This window comes from Chryseobacterium gambrini (genome assembly GCF_027920505.1).
GTDB lineage: Bacteria > Bacteroidota > Bacteroidia > Flavobacteriales > Weeksellaceae > Chryseobacterium > Chryseobacterium gambrini.
Genome location: NZ_CP115857.1, coordinates 3,672,104 through 3,689,911 on the forward strand (window position 1 = coordinate 3,672,104; position 17,808 = coordinate 3,689,911).

A 17,808-nucleotide genomic window follows, 5' to 3' on the forward strand; every position below is an offset into this window, starting at 1 on the left:
ATGAATAAAAAATGAAATATCTATATTTTATATGAGAAATACAAAATTAAACAGCTTAATAGTAGTGGTTTTACTACTGCTAAGCTCTCTTTTATATGCTCAAAACCCCGATCTGGAAATGACGAGTACTTCGCGAGGTGTAGGAAATGGACCTACTTTGAATTCGGGAGATTTCACATTTTTAAAGAATAGCGATAACCCAAGTGGAACTACTTATGCTGCCTATACTCCGGCTCTTACAGCTACTTATACCATTAGCAATCCTCAATATACGGGAACTAATAGTACTTTTGGTACATCCCCGAGAAGTCCTTTGGTCTTTGGAGTTTCTTTAGGTTCCAATGCTTCTATTATAAGTAATTTTATTGGTACACCATTAGATTCCTTTTTTACTGCATCCGGTGCCACAGCAGGAACTGGTATTCTTGCCAGTACCGCAGCAGCCTCAAACAGAGGGGTAAGAATTTACTGTGCTACCAATCCTTTGAGAGAAAATGCAGTACCTACCAATGCGACACCGTACATGGGTGATATTACAATCACTTTCAACAGATCTGTGAACAACCCTATCCTGCATATTTCAGGAAGTGGAGGGGGATCAGGTACACAGGCTTTTTTTGGTGAATTTGAATTAATAAGTATAAATGGCAGTGCTTCTCCGCCAGCATCAGGAACCCTGACCAAATTATCAGGAACTACTCCTATATATGTTTCTGGTAATTACATAGGGAACAGTAGTAATGGTAATTATACACAAGTTTCCGGAGGAGGTGCAGCTGATGGTTCTGGTTCTGTACAGGTTAACGGAACAGGTATTACCTCCTTAACTTTTAAATATTACTTAAAAGGAGCTCCCTTTGATGGTGCTGCCCAATGGGCTGCCTCTTCGACTGGTGTAGCCACTGGTGAAGCCTTAACTCTAAGTGTTTCTACTTTAGAAAGCGATTTGCGGGTTACCCAAAGTGCAAGCACTCTTACCCCGGATTATTGTAATAATATGACCTTTACTGTAAATGCTGCCAATAACGGAGCCTCCAATTCACCTAACACGGTGGTAAATGCAGCTATTCCTTCCGGATACAATTATGTAAGTCATACCGCAAGTGCGGGTACATACGATAGCAGTACAGGTGTTTGGACATTAGGAACATTGAATGATGCTTCTACAGCAACATTAACCATCACTGTAAAAGCAAAAACAACAGGAACATACGCTTTTAGTTCATCCATAAGCGGAGGTAATTCAGATCCCGATACTGCTAATAATTCTGCAACCACAACTCCTGTACCTATCCCCTTATTTGACGCAGATGGAGATGGTGTAGCAGATGCATGCGATTTAGATGATGATAATGATGGGATTCTGGATGTTAATGAAGCTAGAACAGCAGGTACTGCCAATTGGACGAGTACACAAATTACCAATATAGAAACCACTGCATTTACGGCTACAGTTGCCGGGTGTACCAATGTCGGCTTTAAGTTAAATGATTTGACCAATCAGGTCGCAAATGTTGTTGCTAATACAACTGTAGATTTTGGTCCCGTTTTAACTCAAGATTTAGGAGTTAGCACGAGCCTTAATCCTGTTGCTATATTTAATTTAGACTCTCCAAATAATGCAAATCTTGCGAATATAACTTACACAGTACCGGCGGGCAGGTTTGAGAGTTTCAATGTGTATTTAGCAGATGCAGAACATACATCGTTTCTTATTCAGGCTTATGATGCTTCAAATAACTTAATACCTACAACCGATTGGTCATCAGCAACCTTTGAACAGACAAATCCTGCTATTCCGGCCAATCAGTTAGGTGCTATAACATTTAATGCAACATCTGCAAGATATACCGCGATTGATGTGACACAAGATAGAGATGTTTTTAGAATCAGATTTGGTGAGGCTACAATGAAAATTGCCACACGAATTGTGATAACAATGTCAAGAAATGATCAGACAAATACTGCATCGGATGGTGTTTTTTTCTTTGTAAGCGGTGTTTGTTTAGGAGACACAGATGGTGATGGGATTCCTGATAAATTTGATCTTGACAGTGATAATGACGGCTGTCTGGATGCGATTGAAGGAGGAGCAAATATCACAGCTTCACAATTGGTGACTTCAGCGGGAACAGTTTCTGTGGGAACAGGTTCTACAGCTTCAAACCAAAATTTATGTGCAGCGAATACTTGTGTGAACAGCAATGGTATTCCACAATTATCACCATTGCCAACAGGATATAGCAATACCACAGGACAAACGGTTGGTGGTTCTTCAGATGGAACTCCAAGTGCTGATTGTATCACGGTTTGCTATGAATCTCCTACCGATACAGGCAGTTCAGTTCCGGTAAAACACGGGATAACGCTATTAGGAAGAGCCGGAGCAGACAACGGAAACTGGCCTATGCTTAGAAATTCGGCATATACCGTATTGGAATCCAAAACCAAAGGTTTGGTGATTACCAGAAATTCTAATCCTGAAGGAAGCATTGCTATTCCTGTTGTGGGAATGATGGTGTTTGATACCGATGAAAATTCGGGTAAGGGGTGTCTGAAAATCTATACAGGTGCCGGATCCGGTGAAGGCTGGAAATGCTTTAATACGCAGACTTGTCCATAACATTTTAATACCATTGGGTAATGGTATTTATTTACCATGCCCATTGTGTTATTATATATAAATATAAAATAATGAAAAAAATAATCATACTTATCGGAATATACACCTCGGTTTTATCATTTTCACAGGTAAGAATCGGGGAAAAAACAATTAATCCTACTAATTACGATTTAAGCAGCGCTTCCGTTTTACTGGAATTTGGGGATACGAATAATAAAGGAATTGTTCTCCCTTATGTAGAAACAGTTCCTACAGGGACCAATAATGCTAAAGGAGGCACTTTTATTTTTGATGTTTCTTCCCCATCGGAATATAAAATCAAGGTAAAAAATGAGAACACAGGCTGGACAGATCTCAGTGTACAATCAGGCTACAGTACTGCGGTAGAAACGGTAGTGAAAAATCCTCAGGCGGCTCCACTGGCAGACAAAGTTGGAGCAAAAGCTGTGATCGGAAATTCTGCCACAACAACGGACGGTGTTCTGGTTTTGGATTCAGGAAACAAAGCCATGGTTCTTCCTATAGTTACCAATTATACCAACATCAAGAATCCGTCGCCCGGAATGATGGTTTTTCTGAAAGGAACGACTGCAGACAAACATCGCTTGATTGTTTTCAACGGACAGAAGTGGGCATTTTGGAAACCTTAAAAAACTTTAGAATATTATTTCTAAAAACACAAATATATGTATAAACAATTCTTAGTTTTACTTTTACTTTATTTATCGGTCAACTTTAGTGGCCAGGCAACCGTCAGATATCAAAAAAATATAAGAGGTGGAGTAACAATGATTGGTAATTCAAATTACTTACAATCAACAGATTTTAATATTCCCAACCCGGCAATTGTTAATGATATCGATGGAGATCCATCCACCACGATCAGTACATCAGCAGACTTAATTTTGCCTCTTGGTTCTAAAATAGATTATGCATATCTAACCGTTCAAACTGGGTATGAAGCCACACCTGGAGAAATGACAAGTATTAAATTTAAAGTTCCGGGTGGAAATTATCTCACACTTAATAGTTCGTCTCCTCAGTTTATTGCAGCAAAAAGCGTTTTAGATCCTTCGCCAGGAACCAGAAAGTACAGGCAGATTATTTTCGATGTAACAAGTCTTTTGCCTCAAAACGGTTTTGTCTCAACTTCTGCAGGAGGACTTTCGGGCAGATATTTCGTAGCAGACCCAATTCCCAATTTTCCGACCAATCAAAGAACTAACATGGGAGGTTGGTCGCTAATTGTGGTTTACAGCAATACCAACTCTTTATATAGAAACATAACCATCGCAGATAATTGGCAGTTTTTTGGAGGTGGAGCTACTACAGTTAATACAGATATACCCAATATACAAATGCCAGGTTCGGGTGCTGTAAATGTAACTATTGGATTAGCAGGGCTTTATGGTGATCCTTCAATATCCGGATTTCCATGTAATGGCTGTACTGATTTCCTGAAATTTGGAGTAATAGGGACAACACTAACAAATTTACAGGATCCTGTAACTGGTGTAACCAATGACGCATTAAATTCTACAATAGGTTGGTCTGCAAATAACGATGTATCTGTAGATAGTGGAATCTCAATAAGTGGAAATTATACAGCAAGAAACCCTAATTCTGGATTTACACCCGCAAATTATGCTCCTACGGGAACTTGGGGGTCTGCTGATTATGACTCTGATATATTTTCTGCAAATGGCATACTCCCCGCAGACGGTACTTTGAGAAATGTACGACTTTCACAGCAAACTACCGGCAGCGATTATTTAGTAAGTGGATCTTATTTTATATCTGTAGAAACTTCCGCACTTACGCTTTCGAAGAGCTTAACATCAAATTCAATTTTGGATGGAGATATAAGTGCCTATACTTTCTCAATAACGAATAATACTAGTAATGCAGTAAATCAAACCAATGCTTTTTTTACAGATAATCTTCCCTCCAGTATTGTAGTTGCTGCCAATGCAAATATTACATCTTCTTGTAGTGGTGCAAATGTAACGGCTAATCCTGGGAGCAGTACAATTTCTGTTACCAATCTAAATCTTGCACTTAACCAATCTTGTAATATTACTGTTGATGTAACAAATGTTTTAGGACAGTACAATTCTACTTGTTCTCCAGCTTCTACATCATTTACGAATTCAATAAGTAATATTTCATCTTCCAGTAATGTTGTAAGCTCATTTCAGCCAGTATGTCTTATCGTTAATCCAAAGTTTTGCTACGAATCTCCTACCGATACGGTGAGTTCAGTTCCTGTAAAACATGGGATTACGCTATTAGGAAGAGCAGGAGCGGCTAACGGAAACTGGCCTATGCTTAGAAATTCGGCATATACCGTATTGGAATCCAAAACCAAAGGTTTGGTGATTACCAGAAATTCTAATCCTGAAGGAAGCATTGCTATTCCTGTTGTGGGAATGATGGTGTTTGATACCGATGAAAATTCGGGTAAGGGGTGTCTGAAAATCTATACAGGTGCCGGATCCGGTGAAGGCTGGAAATGCTTTAATACGCAGACTTGTCCATAACATTTTAATACCATTGAGTAATGGTATTTATTTACCATGCCCATTGTGTTATTATATATAAATATAAAACAATGAAAAAAATAATCATACTTATCGGAATATACACCTCGGTTTTATCATTTTCACAGGTAAGAATCGGGGAGAAAACAATTAATCCTACCAATTACGATTTAAGCAGTGCTTCCGTTTTACTGGAATTCGGGGATACGAATAACAAAGGAATTGTTCTCCCTTATGTAGAAATGGTTCCTGCAGGAGCCAATAATGCTAAAGGCGGTACTTTTATTTTTGATGTGTCTGCATCATCGGAATATAAAGTTAAAGTAAAAAATGAGAACACAGGCTGGACAGATCTTAGTGTACAATCAGGCTACAGCACTGCAGTAGAAACGGTAGTGAAAAATCCTCAGGCTGCTCCACTGGCAGACAAAGTCGGAGCAAAAGCTGTGATCGGAAATTCTGCTACAACAACGGACGGTGTTCTGGTTTTGGATTCAGGAAACAAAGCCATGGTTCTTCCTCTAGTTACCAATTATACCAACATCAAGAATCCGTCGCCCGGAATGATGGTTTTTCTGAAAGGAGCAACTGCAGACAAACATCGTTTGGTGGTGTTTAATGGACAGAAGTGGACATTCTGGAAACCTTAATATAGAAAAATGAACGGTTTAAAATTTTTACTTTTTAAGCTGTTCATTTCCAACATTGCAACCTCCATATGTCTGAAAAATATAAATATCTCATAGGAAAAACCAAACAGGAAGTCATTTCCATTCTGGGACAGGAATTTAATTTTTTTCCGGCGGATCATTGGAGCTATGAACTGTATAAAACCTGGTGGGGCAAACAGGCAATACTGTATCTGGATTTTCAAAATGATCGGGTTAGAGATTTTAAAGTAAGCTTCAGATATTTTAGATTCTAAGCTCTTTACTTTAAACAACTTGTTTTTAATTGATTGCTTTAAAAAGTAGAATATGAAAAAAATAGTCATTTTATTTTATACATTTATTTCCATTACTATTCTGGGACAAAATTCATTAAAACAGACTTCTTCAGACACTGAAATCAAGATAGATTTTAAAAAGTTCGAAGCTCAGTTTTATAAAAAGAAAGAAACGTCTCAGAAAATGAAGGGAAATATATCAATCCTTCTTCCTGAAAACGGTCTGGTAAAATTTATTTTAAATGAGAATGATCTTATACCGGATAGAATTGCGTCGATTATAACATTTAACGGTAAAAGTGAAGATGGAAAGTTTTCAATGAAACTCTCTTTATACAATAATAGGCTGAGTGCAATTATTAAAACTTATCAGGGTAAATATTATGTATTGGAAAGATCTGGGATCAGTTCTTCAGATCATTACAGAATATACAGCTTAAGTGAAGCCATGAAAAAAGAGGCTTTTATTTGCGGTGCAAATGTCGAAGATTTCCTTTCAAAAACTCATGATGGTTTCACAACATCAAAATCAGTAACCAATTTTCCGATCGGATCACAGCTCAGAAAATATCGTATGGCTGTTGCAGCCACAGGCGAATCGGTAGAATCATTAGGCAGTGCGGATGCAGTTCTTAATGAAATTATATCCAAGATTAATGCAGTTAATCTTATCTATGAATCTGAAGTTTCCGTTACTTTTACTTTGATATCGGAAACACTTAACAAAAGCATTCTTTTCACCAACTCTGCTACAGATCCGTTTACAGGAACCGGAGGAAGTGCAAGTCAGGCAGGTTTTGTAATAATGAATAATTCAGGACTTCTTACTTATAATAAATATGATATAGGACATACGGTAAATATAAGTACTTTGGGAGGTGCAAGCGGAACAGCTGGCGGGCAGCCTTGTAATGATTCTTCAAAAGCTTTGGGGTGGTCTAACTGGGGAGTACAAAACAGTCTGGGATTTGTTACAAATCTTATAGCTCACGAAATGGGGCATCAATTCGGAGCAAGCCATAGCTACAATGCTACAGGAGGAGATTCCCTCGGAGATACTTTTTGCGCCAATAGCTGGAGTAGTAGCGGAGCAGTAGAACCCGGAAGCGGGGCCACTCTTATGGCATACGGAACAAACTGTTCTTATCCTGTAGACCAAAGATATCCTTCTAATAATTATGAATCCTACTTTCATGCAAGAAGTCTGGATCAGATTCTGAACAGAATACAGACCCTTTCTACATGCTATACAGTCGTTGCAAGCAGTAATACACCGCCTGCTGCCAATGCAGGGGCTGATATTACCATACCCAAAAATACACCTTTCAGGCTCTTGGGAACAGGAACGGATGCGAATGATACCAATCTTTCTTATACCTGGGAAGAAAATGATGCTGCTACGGCTAATGATAAAGGTGCATTTGGATCAACATTAAATGGTGCTGGTGGTTATACTGCTGTAAACAGTACTACTGCGCCGCTTTTCAGATCGGTTAAAAGCAATATAAATGGAGAAAGATATTTTCCAAGACTGAATTTCATCCTCAATAATCAAAATGTTCCTCCCATGAATGAGGGAGAAGCTTTGCCCAACGTTGCAAGAAATATCAATCTTAGATTAACTGTTCGGGATAATAATGCTTCAAACGGAGGGATTGATTCAGATGATCTTAATGTTACGGTTGCTGATTGTGGTCCTTTGAGTGTAAGCTATCCAAATGCATCAGGAATAACGCTGAATGCCAATAGCAGTGCTACGATAACCTGGAATGTAAATAATACAAACTCAATAGCTAATACCGTTAATCTGTTTTTATCTATTGATGGAGGTTTGAGTTTTCCTTATATTTTAGCGAGCAATATTTTAAACAACGGAAGTTATGTTGTAACAATTCCCAATATTCCTGCTACAACTAAGGCAAGAATAAAAGTAAGTGCATTGCTCAATCCAAATGCAGAATTTTTTGATATCTCGGATAATAATTTTACCATAGCATCAGCTTGTGAAGCATTTAGAAGTTACATCAGTCCCACTTTTGCTGTAACAACTTATGCAGGATCTGCGGTTGCGAATCTTAATATGACAGGTGCGGCGGCTGCTAGTGAACCTTTTAGTACAAAATCGATCATTTTTAATGCGCCATCTACAAATTCAGCAATACATGGGTATTCCAGTGCAGATAATGTAACACCCATCAGCTTCAATGATAATTATCCCACTCATCTTGTGCAGTTTCGGGTAACGCAGACAGGAAATTATACGATTTCTAAAAATTCCGGTTTTCTTATAACTTCAGTGTATACAGCTACACCACCTAATCTGTCAGGTTTTTTAACATCAAACTCTACAGGGGCATATTATGGAGTTGTAAATGCTTCCGGCTCCACAAGATCCGTAGTACTTAACGAGGGAACAAATTATTTTATGTATTTATGTAATTTTAGTAATCCTGCCAATGCCAATACTTACACATTGACTTTTAACGGACCCGGAATGGTTTATGAAACGATAAATATACCATCAAATTACAACTATACTTATATTGCAGTGAACAACAGTACAAATAAGGTAGAGGCTTTTCATCCGACAGCGGATTTTACAGTATTACCAATAGGCTCTTATACCGTGAAAGGACTTTCATATATCAATACAGCTTCGCCTTCGTCATTTATTGGAAAGACATTTAACGAGATTGTTGCAATGGGTGTCTGTGTTCAGGAAAGTTCCAATAAAAGACAACTTACTATTACCGGAGTATTGTCAACTGCTGATATTAGAAAAACAGAAAGTGATATAAAAGTAGCACCCAACCCTTTAAATGACTGGCTGACTGTAGTAAGCGATAAAAATGTTTCAGAATATGAAATATTGGATTTATCAGGAAGGATTATTATTCCGAAATCAAAATTTCACAACAGTATATTTCTGAAAAGCCTAAGCACAGGATCATATATTTTAAAATTGTTTGATGGTCATCATATCATCTATAAAACAACGATTATTAAAAACTAAAATGATTAAAAATGAAATTTAATTTTAAAAATATACACATAGGACATCTCATAAAAAGTAAAGTTTTGGAGCATGAAGATATAACGCTGGACAGAATTTGTAATTTTTTTGATTGTGATGAGGAAAAAATACAAATGATGTATGCTTCCGAAAATCTGGAAACCGATTTGCTTCTCAAATGGAGTAAATTATTAAAGTTTGATTTTTTCAGAATATATACTCAACATTTGATTCTTTATTCCCCTCCACAAAGTAGTGTTTCAAAAAATAGTAAAAATTCAACTCTTCCTCAATTTCGTAAGAATATCTATACGAAAGAAATAATAGAATTTATTCTGGAATTAATTGAAAAAGGAGAGAAGGATAAAAAAGAAATAATTGACGAATATAGAATTCCTAAAAATACGCTTTATAAGTGGATTAATAAGTATTCTCAGATGTAATATTCAGACAGAAATGTACAATGAAAGTAAATAACCAAAAACTGCATTAATTTAGAATATAAATAATTAATATAATCTTAACTATATTGTAAATGGGAAAATTTGAACAGCCTGATTATAACAAAATTTTCAGAGACATTGTAGAGAAAAAATTTATAAAAAGAAAAGAAGAGCTTTTACCGCTTTTACAGAATCACTTAACGGTATTAGATGTAATAAGAATTAATAAAATTATATTTGGTAAGGGCGATGACAACATAAACAGACTCAATCAGAAACATAAATCCTATGATAAAGAGACCATACTGAAAATTTTAGATTATCAGAAGAAGAATCATTACAACAATGTTGCTCTTGCAAAACATTTTAATCTAAGCCGTAATACAATTGCCAAATGGAAGAAGATTTTTATTAATTAATGGTAATTGAAAGAGTAACCGGAATATAAAATCATGATATCATTGAGATTATTCTGTTTCTTTATAAATGAGTGATATTAATAGTGTTTCATAAGTGTTTTTAGATCAGTTAGTTAGAGGTGTAAATTAATAATCTCAGTGTCTCTGATTCGAACCCGGGTGAAACCACATAAAAAGAGTTTGTATCATAACTCTATGATATGGGTTGAGATTCACTGTACGAAAACCATTCTCCGTCAGAAGGTCGAGAAAAAACATAAAAAAAGTCCGTTTTCATTAGTTGTGAGACGGACTCTTTTTTATTTCAAGATTTAGTTTTTTGATTACAAAAACAGTCATGTTTTTTAACCTCAATTATCATCTCCACACCAGTAAATCACTCAAAACCCTCCCGAAATCCTTCGACTGTTGTTCGGTCTTTCTTCGGAAAAAATCCCATTTTTCCGAAGCCGATCCGAAGAAGACCCGAACATGATCCGAAGAAATGGGTTTTCAAACTTATAAAACCTATCAAAAGCAGTCAAAACCTACTATCTTTTTTACAAGTGCCTGAAATGGGAAAATTCTGTAATACCTTCGCTCTGTTAACCCAAAAAAATGCACATAATGCTACGAGTTACAAAAGGAATCCTCGGAGGATTTTCTGGAAAAGTAGGGGTGATTGCAGGCGCGAACTGCCGTGGCTAGGACATTATGAGAAGCCGGAGACAACATAGCTTGGAATTTGATAATTAATTAAGATTGTTTCTGAAACACAAAAGATGGCTGAGCGGAGCCGAAGCCACCTATTGTATTTTGATTTTTTTAGTACTAAAAGTTAAGAATATTTTGAAAAGGAGAATAAACAGATGGCTGAATATAAAACTAAGGTAACTGAGCATATAACCAGTTGGCTGAATGTAAAACTAAGGCGACTGAGCATATAACCAGATGACTGAACGTAAAACTAAGGTGATAGAGCATATAACCAGTTGGCTGAACGTAAAACGAAGGTGGCTGAGCGGAGCCGAAGCCACTTTTTGAAATCCTGTTGAATAAATATTCACCCCCAAAATATCCCTGTTCACAACATTTTTCTTTTTGCAATTACAAAAACAATAATTTTGCAGAATAAGTATGAGCAAAAGAAAAGTATTTATTTTTATAGGGGTACTGATTTTTCTGTTACAGCCCGTTGTATTTCCTGCGTTTCCTATGGAGAGCTCAGAGCCGCATTATTTTAAGGAATTATCAGAAAATATATTGGGCAATTTGCTTATCCTCATCTTTTTTTACTTCAATTATACTTACCTCATCCCGCGACTTTTATTTCAGAAGAAGTATCTGCAATACGGGTTTTCCGTTTTTGGAGGACTGTTGGTTGTTCTGCTTCTGCCCTGGATGCTTTTCGGCTCCCATCTTCCTCCTGATTTTCCGGAGCTGCCCATCCATCCGAGATCCCATGATCAGACAATTTTTCATAAAATTCAGATGTTTTTTTCAGATGTGGATCATTTGGTATTCCTGTTTGGAGGAACCGTGTTTTTTTCCACATTCTGGTTCGAGAGAATGCAGAATCAAAAAATAAAAAACGAAAAATTGCAGGCAGAACTTTCGCATCTCAAATTACAGATTCATCCCCATTTTTTGTTTAATACGCTCAACAGCATCTATGCTTCCGCCATAAAAAAAGATGATAAAACGGCAGATACGGTCTTGATTTTTTCAGATTTTATGCGGTATTTGTTACAGGATTCCTATCAAAATGAAGTGTTGCTGGAAAAAGAAATTCAATACATCAGCAATTATATCGAACTACAGAAATCAAGATTAAGAAATTCCGTTATAATCGAATTTGAAAAAGAAGGGAATTTTTATAATAAAAAAATTGCTCCCCTCATCTTGTTTACTTTTGTGGAAAATGCCTTCAAATATGGCGTAAATCCGGATGAAAATTCTGAAATAAAAATTGGAATCTCTATAAAGGAAAATGAATTGAATTTTACGGTTTTCAACAGAATCGTAACAACTAAAAATATAGAGTCCAGCAATATCGGAATTAAGAATACAAAAGAAAGACTGATGCTTTATTATCCTCAGAAACACACGCTGGAAATAAAAGAAGATCCAAAAGCATTTGTTGTAAACCTGAAAATTAATTTGATATGATTACAGCAATTGCACTGGACGATGAATTGCCATCTTTAGAGATCATAGAAGCATTTTGCGCGAATATTGATAGTGTTGATTTAAAAAAGACCTTCCTCAAAACCAGCGAGGCAAGATATTTTCTGGAAAACAACCCTGTCGATTTACTTTTTCTGGACATTAATATGCCTGCAACTTCAGGAATCGATTTTTACAGAACAATTCCTCAGGAAACCTTGGTAATCTTCACAACAGCTTATAAAGAATATGCCGTAGAAAGCTATGAAATCGGCGCCTTCGATTATCTGCTGAAACCGTTTAGCTTTCAGCGTTTTAAAATGGCAATCGACAGAGTGGCGGAGCAAAAAAGATTACTCTCTGCCCACGATGAAGGTTTTATCTATTTTCGGGTAGATTACGGGTTGGTAAAAGTTGTTTTCAGTGAGATTCTGTACATTGAAGGACAGGATAACTATGTGAAATTTTACTTTGAAAACCAAAAATCACTTTTGGTAAGAATAACCATAAAAGAACTGCTGGAAAAACTTCCTGAGAACAGTTTTTGCAGAATCCACCGTTCCAGTATTGTTTCTTTGTCGAAAATTACTTCCTTCAGAAACAAAACAGTCTATATAAAAGATATTGCGCTTCCCGTAGGCAATACCTATGAAGAAGATTTTCTTAAAAAGCTGTAATTCAATGCATACATTTTCACCACAACTATTTTACCATTGACCACACTTTCCTGAAATCCATCGGATTATTGATTTTTTTTGTAATGAATTTTAAAATAACATATTATGAAAAAGATCCTTTCGATGGTAAGTATTCTGGGTATTACACTGGGTACGGTTATCGTTTCGTGTTCGGGTGACAGCGATTCTGCAGATTCTGGTAATTCTACAAGCACTACAGGAGGAGGCGCATCCGATAATGCAGTGGGTACAACCGGAGCAGCATCCGTAGCCGCTACAGATGTTACGGCTTGTAGTTCCGTAACAGGCGTTTCCAAAATCGTATGCCTTACCGAACAGTTAAAAGCTACGCTTACTTCCTCACAGCTTGCAGCCCTTCAGTTGGATTATACGTATGCCAACATCAAAACATGGTCTAATCTTCCTGCGGCGATGTCTGCAAGAAAAGGAATTCCTTTGGGAAATCTTAATGCAACACAGGTAGGTATCGCCAAAGCCATCATTAAAGAAATGAGCGGAACCGCTGCTAATGAAGGCTATGATGAAATTCAGCAATTGCTGTATGCCGATAACTATCTCAATGCCAATGGCGGCGGAAGCACCTATGGCTCAGGGAACTTCTATCTGGCTTTCTTCGGAACTCCTTCTGCAACAGGTAAATTCGAAATTATGTTTACAGGGCATCATAAAACCATTGCCAATACCTATAACAATGGTGCTTTGGTGGCTGCAACCCCTTTATTCACCGCTACAGAACCGTTGTCTTTTGCGGTTAACTCTACAACGTATGCCCCGATGGATCAGGAGAAAAATGCTATTGTTGCTTTACTTGGCGGACTTTCTTCCACTCAGCTTGCCACTGCAAAAGCCAGTACAACGTTTACGGATCTCGTTTGCGGACCTAATGCCAACTGGAGTTTCCCGACTGCTTTTTCAGGGCTGCAGTGTTCTGCCTTGGATGCGACTCAAAAAGCACTGGTACTGAATGTGATTAAAACGTATGTAAACGATGTTTCCGATACTAATGCAGCTTCTATTCTGGCAACCTACACTTCAGAATTAGACAATACCTACATTTATTACAGCGGAAATACTTCGATGACGGTAAAAAATGATTACTTCAGAATTGCAGGTCCGAAAGTGTGGATCGAATTTTCCGTACAGGGCGGGATTGTTCTCAGCGGAGTGCACTATCACTCCATCTGGAGAGACAGAGTGAACGATTATGCAACGACTAATTCATAAAAAGATTCTTACTCAAACCTTACAGGTTTTTAAAACCTGTGAGGTTTAAAAATCCACAATAAAAATTAAAAATGAAATGAAAATTCTTTTATTCCTTCTTTTTCCGGTTTTAATATTCTCCCAGAATACAATGAGGGGGATTATCTCTGATGAAAACGGTCATCGGATAGAAAATGTTTTGGTAAAAAATATTTCTAAATCGTTGTATCATACGCATACCGATATTTCAGGGAATTTTTCGTTGGAAAATGTAAATCTGCAGGATAGTCTGGAATTTGTTCATCAGGATTTTGAGCCCCAAAAGATCGTTCTGAAAAATCTGGAAAACCTGAATATTATCTTAGAAAAGAAATCATTTCAGATCAAAGAAATCACCATTACGAAAAATTTAAAAAATTTAAATACCATTTCGAAAATCGATTTGCAGGTACAGCCTGTTGCTTCATCTCAGGATCTGCTGAGAAAAGTTCCGGGCTTATTTATCGGGCAGCATGCAGGAGGAGGAAAGGCAGAGCAGATTTTTCTGCGCGGTTTTGATGCCGATCACGGAACCGATGTTGCCATTTCTGTAGACGGAATGCCTGTAAATATGGTGTCTCACGCTCACGGACAGGGATATGCCGATCTGCATTTCGTGATTCCGGAAACGGTAGAAAGCATCGATTTTGATAAAGGATCTTATTTTGCGGATAAAGGCGATTTTGCCACTGCCGGATTTGTAGCTTTTAAAACCAGAGATTTCATCGACAAAAGCAGTTTAGGATTGGAAATCGGACAATTTAATACCTTCAGAACCAGCGGAATTTTTAATTTACTCAACAAAAACAACCAGTCTGCCTATTTTGCAGGTGAGTTTTTAATGACGGATAATTATTTTGATGCCCCTCAAAACTTCAACCGCATCAACCTTTTTGGAAAATATACCTCAAGACTGAGCGATAAAGACAGACTGTCTGTCTCTGTTTCACACTTTAACAGCAAATGGGATGCAAGTGGACAAATACCGGAAAGAGCTGTAAACAGCGGACTTATTTCGCATTTTGGAGCAATAGACAATACGGAAGGAGGCACAACAAGCCGAAGCAATTTCAATCTTCAGTACGAAAGAAAAATGAATGACGATTCTTTTATCAGAAATCAGGTGTATTTCAACAAATATGATTTTGAATTGTACTCCAATTTTACCTTTTTCCTGAATGACCGCATCAACGGAGATCAGATCAGACAGAAAGACAACAGAACGATTGTGGGATTTCAATCGGAATACAACGGGAAAATAAATGACAATATCAGTTTTAAAACAGGAGGAGGTTTACGAAATGATAATAATAAGGATATAGAACTTTCTCATACCAAGAACAGACAAACCGTTTTGCAATACCTCAGTCTGGGAGATATTAATCAGACTAATCTATTCGGGTACGGCAGTTGGGATTTTTCTTTCGGAAAGTGGCTGATTAATGCAGGATTGAGGGTGGATTATTTCAAATTTAATGTTGTGGATCAATTGGCAGAAAACTATCAGAATCAGTCTGAAGCAAAAGCTGTTCTTAGTCCGAAACTTAATTTTTTATACTCTTTTAATACAGGTTTTAATGCTTTTCTGAAGTTAGGAAAAGGCTTTCACAGCAATGATGCAAGAGTGGTAATTGCCGAAAAAGGGAAAAACATTCTGCTTACTTCTTACAATGCCGATTTGGGATTTTCGTGGAAACCTCTTCCCAACGTATTAATAAATGCCTCATTGTGGTATCTGTTTCTTGAACAGGAGTTTGTTTATGTAGGCGATGAAGCGGTGGTGGAACCCTCAGGAAAAACAGCAAGAAAAGGTATTGATATCGGATTGCGTTATCAGCTGAACAACTGGCTTTTCTGGAATACCGATTTTACCTATACCCATGCAAGAGCCATAGAAGAAGCTAAAGGCAGCGATTACATTCCGCTTGCTCCCAAAACTACCTTTGTCAGCGGATTATCCGTGAAAAATCTTAAGAATTTTTCGGCAGGCATCAATGCAAGATATTTGGGAGACCGACCTGCAAATGAGGATAACTCTGTAATAGCAAAAGGGTATTTTATCACCGATTTTTCTGTGAACTATCAGTTCAGGAAAGTTTCTGTGGGAATTAATATCGATAATATTTTCAACACCAAATGGAAAGAAACCCAGTTCCTCACCGAAAGCCGTCTTCAAAACGAAACCGAAAGCGTGGAAGAAATACATTATACCGCAGGAACTCCCTTTAATGCACGATTAATTTTAAAATACAATTTTTAAAAACAAACTCTTTTAAGCTTATTAACATAGAAATCTTTGCGCTTTCCAAGAAGAATATTTTTAATAAAAAAAGTTTAAACAAACTCAACCTATAATTTAAACACTTATACAATGAAAACACTATTCAGCATCACCGTAGCCACTTCTGTTGCGGCACTTTCATTTTTCAGCTTTTTTAAAAAGAATACAGAAACCCCAAAAGCAGCATTTATGACGAATATTGCCAAGAAAAATAAGGCTGCGAAAACAGTGGTTACCACACAACAGATTATTGATCTGGCAAATGCCTTCAAAGCCACCCTTTCCAGTTCACAGATTTCAACGCTGGAGCTGGCTTACACGTACGCCAATGCAAAAACATGGTCTAATCTTCCTGCTGCCATGTCCCCAAGAATCGGGCTGAAAATGGGAACTCTTACAACGGCTCAGTTAACTGCTGCCAGAAATCTCATTCAGGCTTTATCCGGAACAGGAAATGAAGGCTATAAAGAGATCTACGGACTTTGGATGGCAGACAATTATCTTTCAAACAACGGAGGCGGAACCACTTACGGAGAAGGTAATTTTTATATTGGATTTTTCGGAACTCCATCTTTATCAGGAACTTTTGAAATCCAGATGACAGGACATCACAGAACGGTTTCCAACACCTATATTAACGGAATTCTTGTAGGGGCAACTCCTTCTTTTGTCGCGGCAGAACCTTTTGCCTCTTTTACTTATAATTCGGCAACCTACCAACCAATGATTGAAGAAAAAACGGCTCTTGTGAATATGTTGTCCGGATTATCTTCCGCACAGCTTACTACGGCACAGCTTTCCACAACGTATACCGATTTGGTCTGCGGTCCCGGAAAAGACTGGCTGTTCCCGACCACAAAATCCGGACTGAAAGTAAGCAATTTAACAACAGCTCAAAAACAGCTCGTTTACAATGCAATTGCAACTTACGTAAATGATGTGGACGATACGAATGCGGCAACCATTATGGCAAAATATAATAATGAACTGGATAATACATACATTGCATGGTCTACCGATGCCACACTGAGTAACCAGAACGGTTATGTAAGAATAGACGGACCATCGGTATGGATAGAATATTCTGTACAGAACGGAATTATCCTTACTCCGAAACATCCTCACAGTATTTGGAGAGATCACACTACAGATTACGGAGGAACAGGAAATACCTTATCTACGGATGAAACCAATACTTCCATTTCTAAACCTATGATTTATCCTAATCCGGTAAAAGATTTTGCTACTTTTAACTTTACAGCTTCTGAAAAAGGAAATACAAAAATCAACATCTATGACCAAAGCGCAAGATTAGTGAAGAGCATAGAGAAGAGCAATCTGCCGAAAGGACAAAATTCTGTCTCTGCCGACTTAAGCAGTCTTGAAAAAGGAGTTTATACCTTCAATATACAACACAATGGTACAAAAACAAGCGGACAAAAACTCATCAAAAAATAG

At 37.4% G+C, this 17,808-nt stretch carries 13 protein-coding genes; all 13 read left to right on the forward strand.

Annotated elements, in window-relative coordinates:
* Nucleotides 1–31 precede the first annotated feature (31 nt).
* The 13 genes from PFY09_RS16935 to PFY09_RS16995 all read left to right on the forward strand — a co-directional run bounded on the left by PFY09_RS16935 (nt 32) and on the right by PFY09_RS16995 (nt 17,808).
* A complete protein-coding gene (locus tag PFY09_RS16935; protein WP_271160460.1) occupies nt 32–2,623 on the forward strand; it encodes a DUF11 domain-containing protein in 2,592 nt (863 codons plus the stop codon).
* A 71-nt stretch (nt 2,624–2,694) separates the two neighbouring features.
* Nucleotides 2,695–3,273, forward strand: coding sequence for a hypothetical protein (locus PFY09_RS16940; RefSeq protein ID WP_271160461.1), 579 nt, complete (start codon nt 2,695–2,697; stop codon nt 3,271–3,273).
* A gap of 138 nt (nt 3,274–3,411) precedes the next feature.
* A complete protein-coding gene (locus tag PFY09_RS16945) occupies nt 3,412–5,163 on the forward strand; it encodes a DUF7933 domain-containing protein (protein ID WP_271160462.1) in 1,752 nt (583 codons plus the stop codon).
* A gap of 71 nt (nt 5,164–5,234) precedes the next feature.
* On the forward strand, nt 5,235–5,813 hold the full coding sequence (locus PFY09_RS16950; protein WP_271160463.1) for a hypothetical protein: 579 nt from the start codon (nt 5,235–5,237) through the stop codon (nt 5,811–5,813).
* Nucleotides 5,814–5,881: 68 nt separating this feature from the next.
* Nucleotides 5,882–6,088 (forward strand): hypothetical protein, encoded by a 207-nt coding sequence (locus PFY09_RS16955; protein ID WP_271160464.1) that lies wholly within the window; start codon nt 5,882–5,884, stop codon nt 6,086–6,088.
* 52 nt (nt 6,089–6,140) lie between these two features.
* Nucleotides 6,141–9,122, forward strand: a complete 2,982-nt coding sequence (locus PFY09_RS16960) for a reprolysin-like metallopeptidase (RefSeq protein WP_271160465.1) — start codon at nt 6,141–6,143, stop codon at nt 9,120–9,122.
* An 11-nt stretch (nt 9,123–9,133) separates the two neighbouring features.
* A complete protein-coding gene (locus tag PFY09_RS16965) occupies nt 9,134–9,565 on the forward strand; it encodes a transposase (RefSeq protein WP_076392955.1) in 432 nt (143 codons plus the stop codon).
* A 92-nt stretch (nt 9,566–9,657) separates the two neighbouring features.
* Nucleotides 9,658–9,984, forward strand: coding sequence for a helix-turn-helix domain-containing protein (locus tag PFY09_RS16970; RefSeq protein ID WP_271160466.1), 327 nt, complete (start codon nt 9,658–9,660; stop codon nt 9,982–9,984).
* Nucleotides 9,985–11,100: 1,116 nt separating this feature from the next.
* Entirely contained in the window at nt 11,101–12,132 is a 1,032-nt protein-coding gene (locus PFY09_RS16975; RefSeq protein ID WP_271160467.1) for a sensor histidine kinase, read from the forward strand.
* The gene (locus PFY09_RS16980; RefSeq protein ID WP_271160468.1) at nt 12,129–12,806 is read left to right on the forward strand and encodes a LytR/AlgR family response regulator transcription factor; all 678 of its coding nucleotides are present in this window, start codon (nt 12,129–12,131) and stop codon (nt 12,804–12,806) included. The genes PFY09_RS16975 and PFY09_RS16980 overlap by 4 nt, the downstream gene beginning before the upstream one ends.
* 105 nt (nt 12,807–12,911) lie before the next feature.
* Nucleotides 12,912–14,051 (forward strand): DUF3500 domain-containing protein, encoded by a 1,140-nt coding sequence (locus PFY09_RS16985; RefSeq protein WP_271160469.1) that lies wholly within the window; start codon nt 12,912–12,914, stop codon nt 14,049–14,051.
* Between the two features lie 76 nt (nt 14,052–14,127).
* A complete protein-coding gene (locus tag PFY09_RS16990) occupies nt 14,128–16,329 on the forward strand; it encodes a TonB-dependent receptor (RefSeq protein ID WP_271160470.1) in 2,202 nt (733 codons plus the stop codon).
* Nucleotides 16,330–16,440: 111 nt separating this feature from the next.
* On the forward strand, nt 16,441–17,808 hold the full coding sequence (locus PFY09_RS16995) for a DUF3500 domain-containing protein (RefSeq protein WP_271160471.1): 1,368 nt from the start codon (nt 16,441–16,443) through the stop codon (nt 17,806–17,808).

Coding starts and splice junctions, on each gene's coding strand:
- PFY09_RS16955 (WP_271160464.1), top strand. CDS start 5,882: ATGTCTGAAAAATATAAATATCTCATAGGAAAAACCAAACAGGAAGTC.
- PFY09_RS16945 (WP_271160462.1), top strand. CDS start 3,412: ATGATTGGTAATTCAAATTACTTACAATCAACAGATTTTAATATTCCC.
- PFY09_RS16985 (WP_271160469.1), top strand. CDS start 12,912: ATGAAAAAGATCCTTTCGATGGTAAGTATTCTGGGTATTACACTGGGT.
- PFY09_RS16965 (WP_076392955.1), top strand. CDS start 9,134: ATGAAATTTAATTTTAAAAATATACACATAGGACATCTCATAAAAAGT.
- PFY09_RS16980 (WP_271160468.1), top strand. CDS start 12,129: ATGATTACAGCAATTGCACTGGACGATGAATTGCCATCTTTAGAGATC.
- PFY09_RS16940 (WP_271160461.1), top strand. CDS start 2,695: ATGAAAAAAATAATCATACTTATCGGAATATACACCTCGGTTTTATCA.
- PFY09_RS16970 (WP_271160466.1), top strand. CDS start 9,658: ATGGGAAAATTTGAACAGCCTGATTATAACAAAATTTTCAGAGACATT.
- PFY09_RS16935 (WP_271160460.1), top strand. CDS start 32: ATGAGAAATACAAAATTAAACAGCTTAATAGTAGTGGTTTTACTACTG.
- PFY09_RS16960 (WP_271160465.1), top strand. CDS start 6,141: ATGAAAAAAATAGTCATTTTATTTTATACATTTATTTCCATTACTATT.
- PFY09_RS16950 (WP_271160463.1), top strand. CDS start 5,235: ATGAAAAAAATAATCATACTTATCGGAATATACACCTCGGTTTTATCA.
- PFY09_RS16995 (WP_271160471.1), top strand. CDS start 16,441: ATGAAAACACTATTCAGCATCACCGTAGCCACTTCTGTTGCGGCACTT.
- PFY09_RS16975 (WP_271160467.1), top strand. CDS start 11,101: ATGAGCAAAAGAAAAGTATTTATTTTTATAGGGGTACTGATTTTTCTG.
- PFY09_RS16990 (WP_271160470.1), top strand. CDS start 14,128: ATGAAAATTCTTTTATTCCTTCTTTTTCCGGTTTTAATATTCTCCCAG.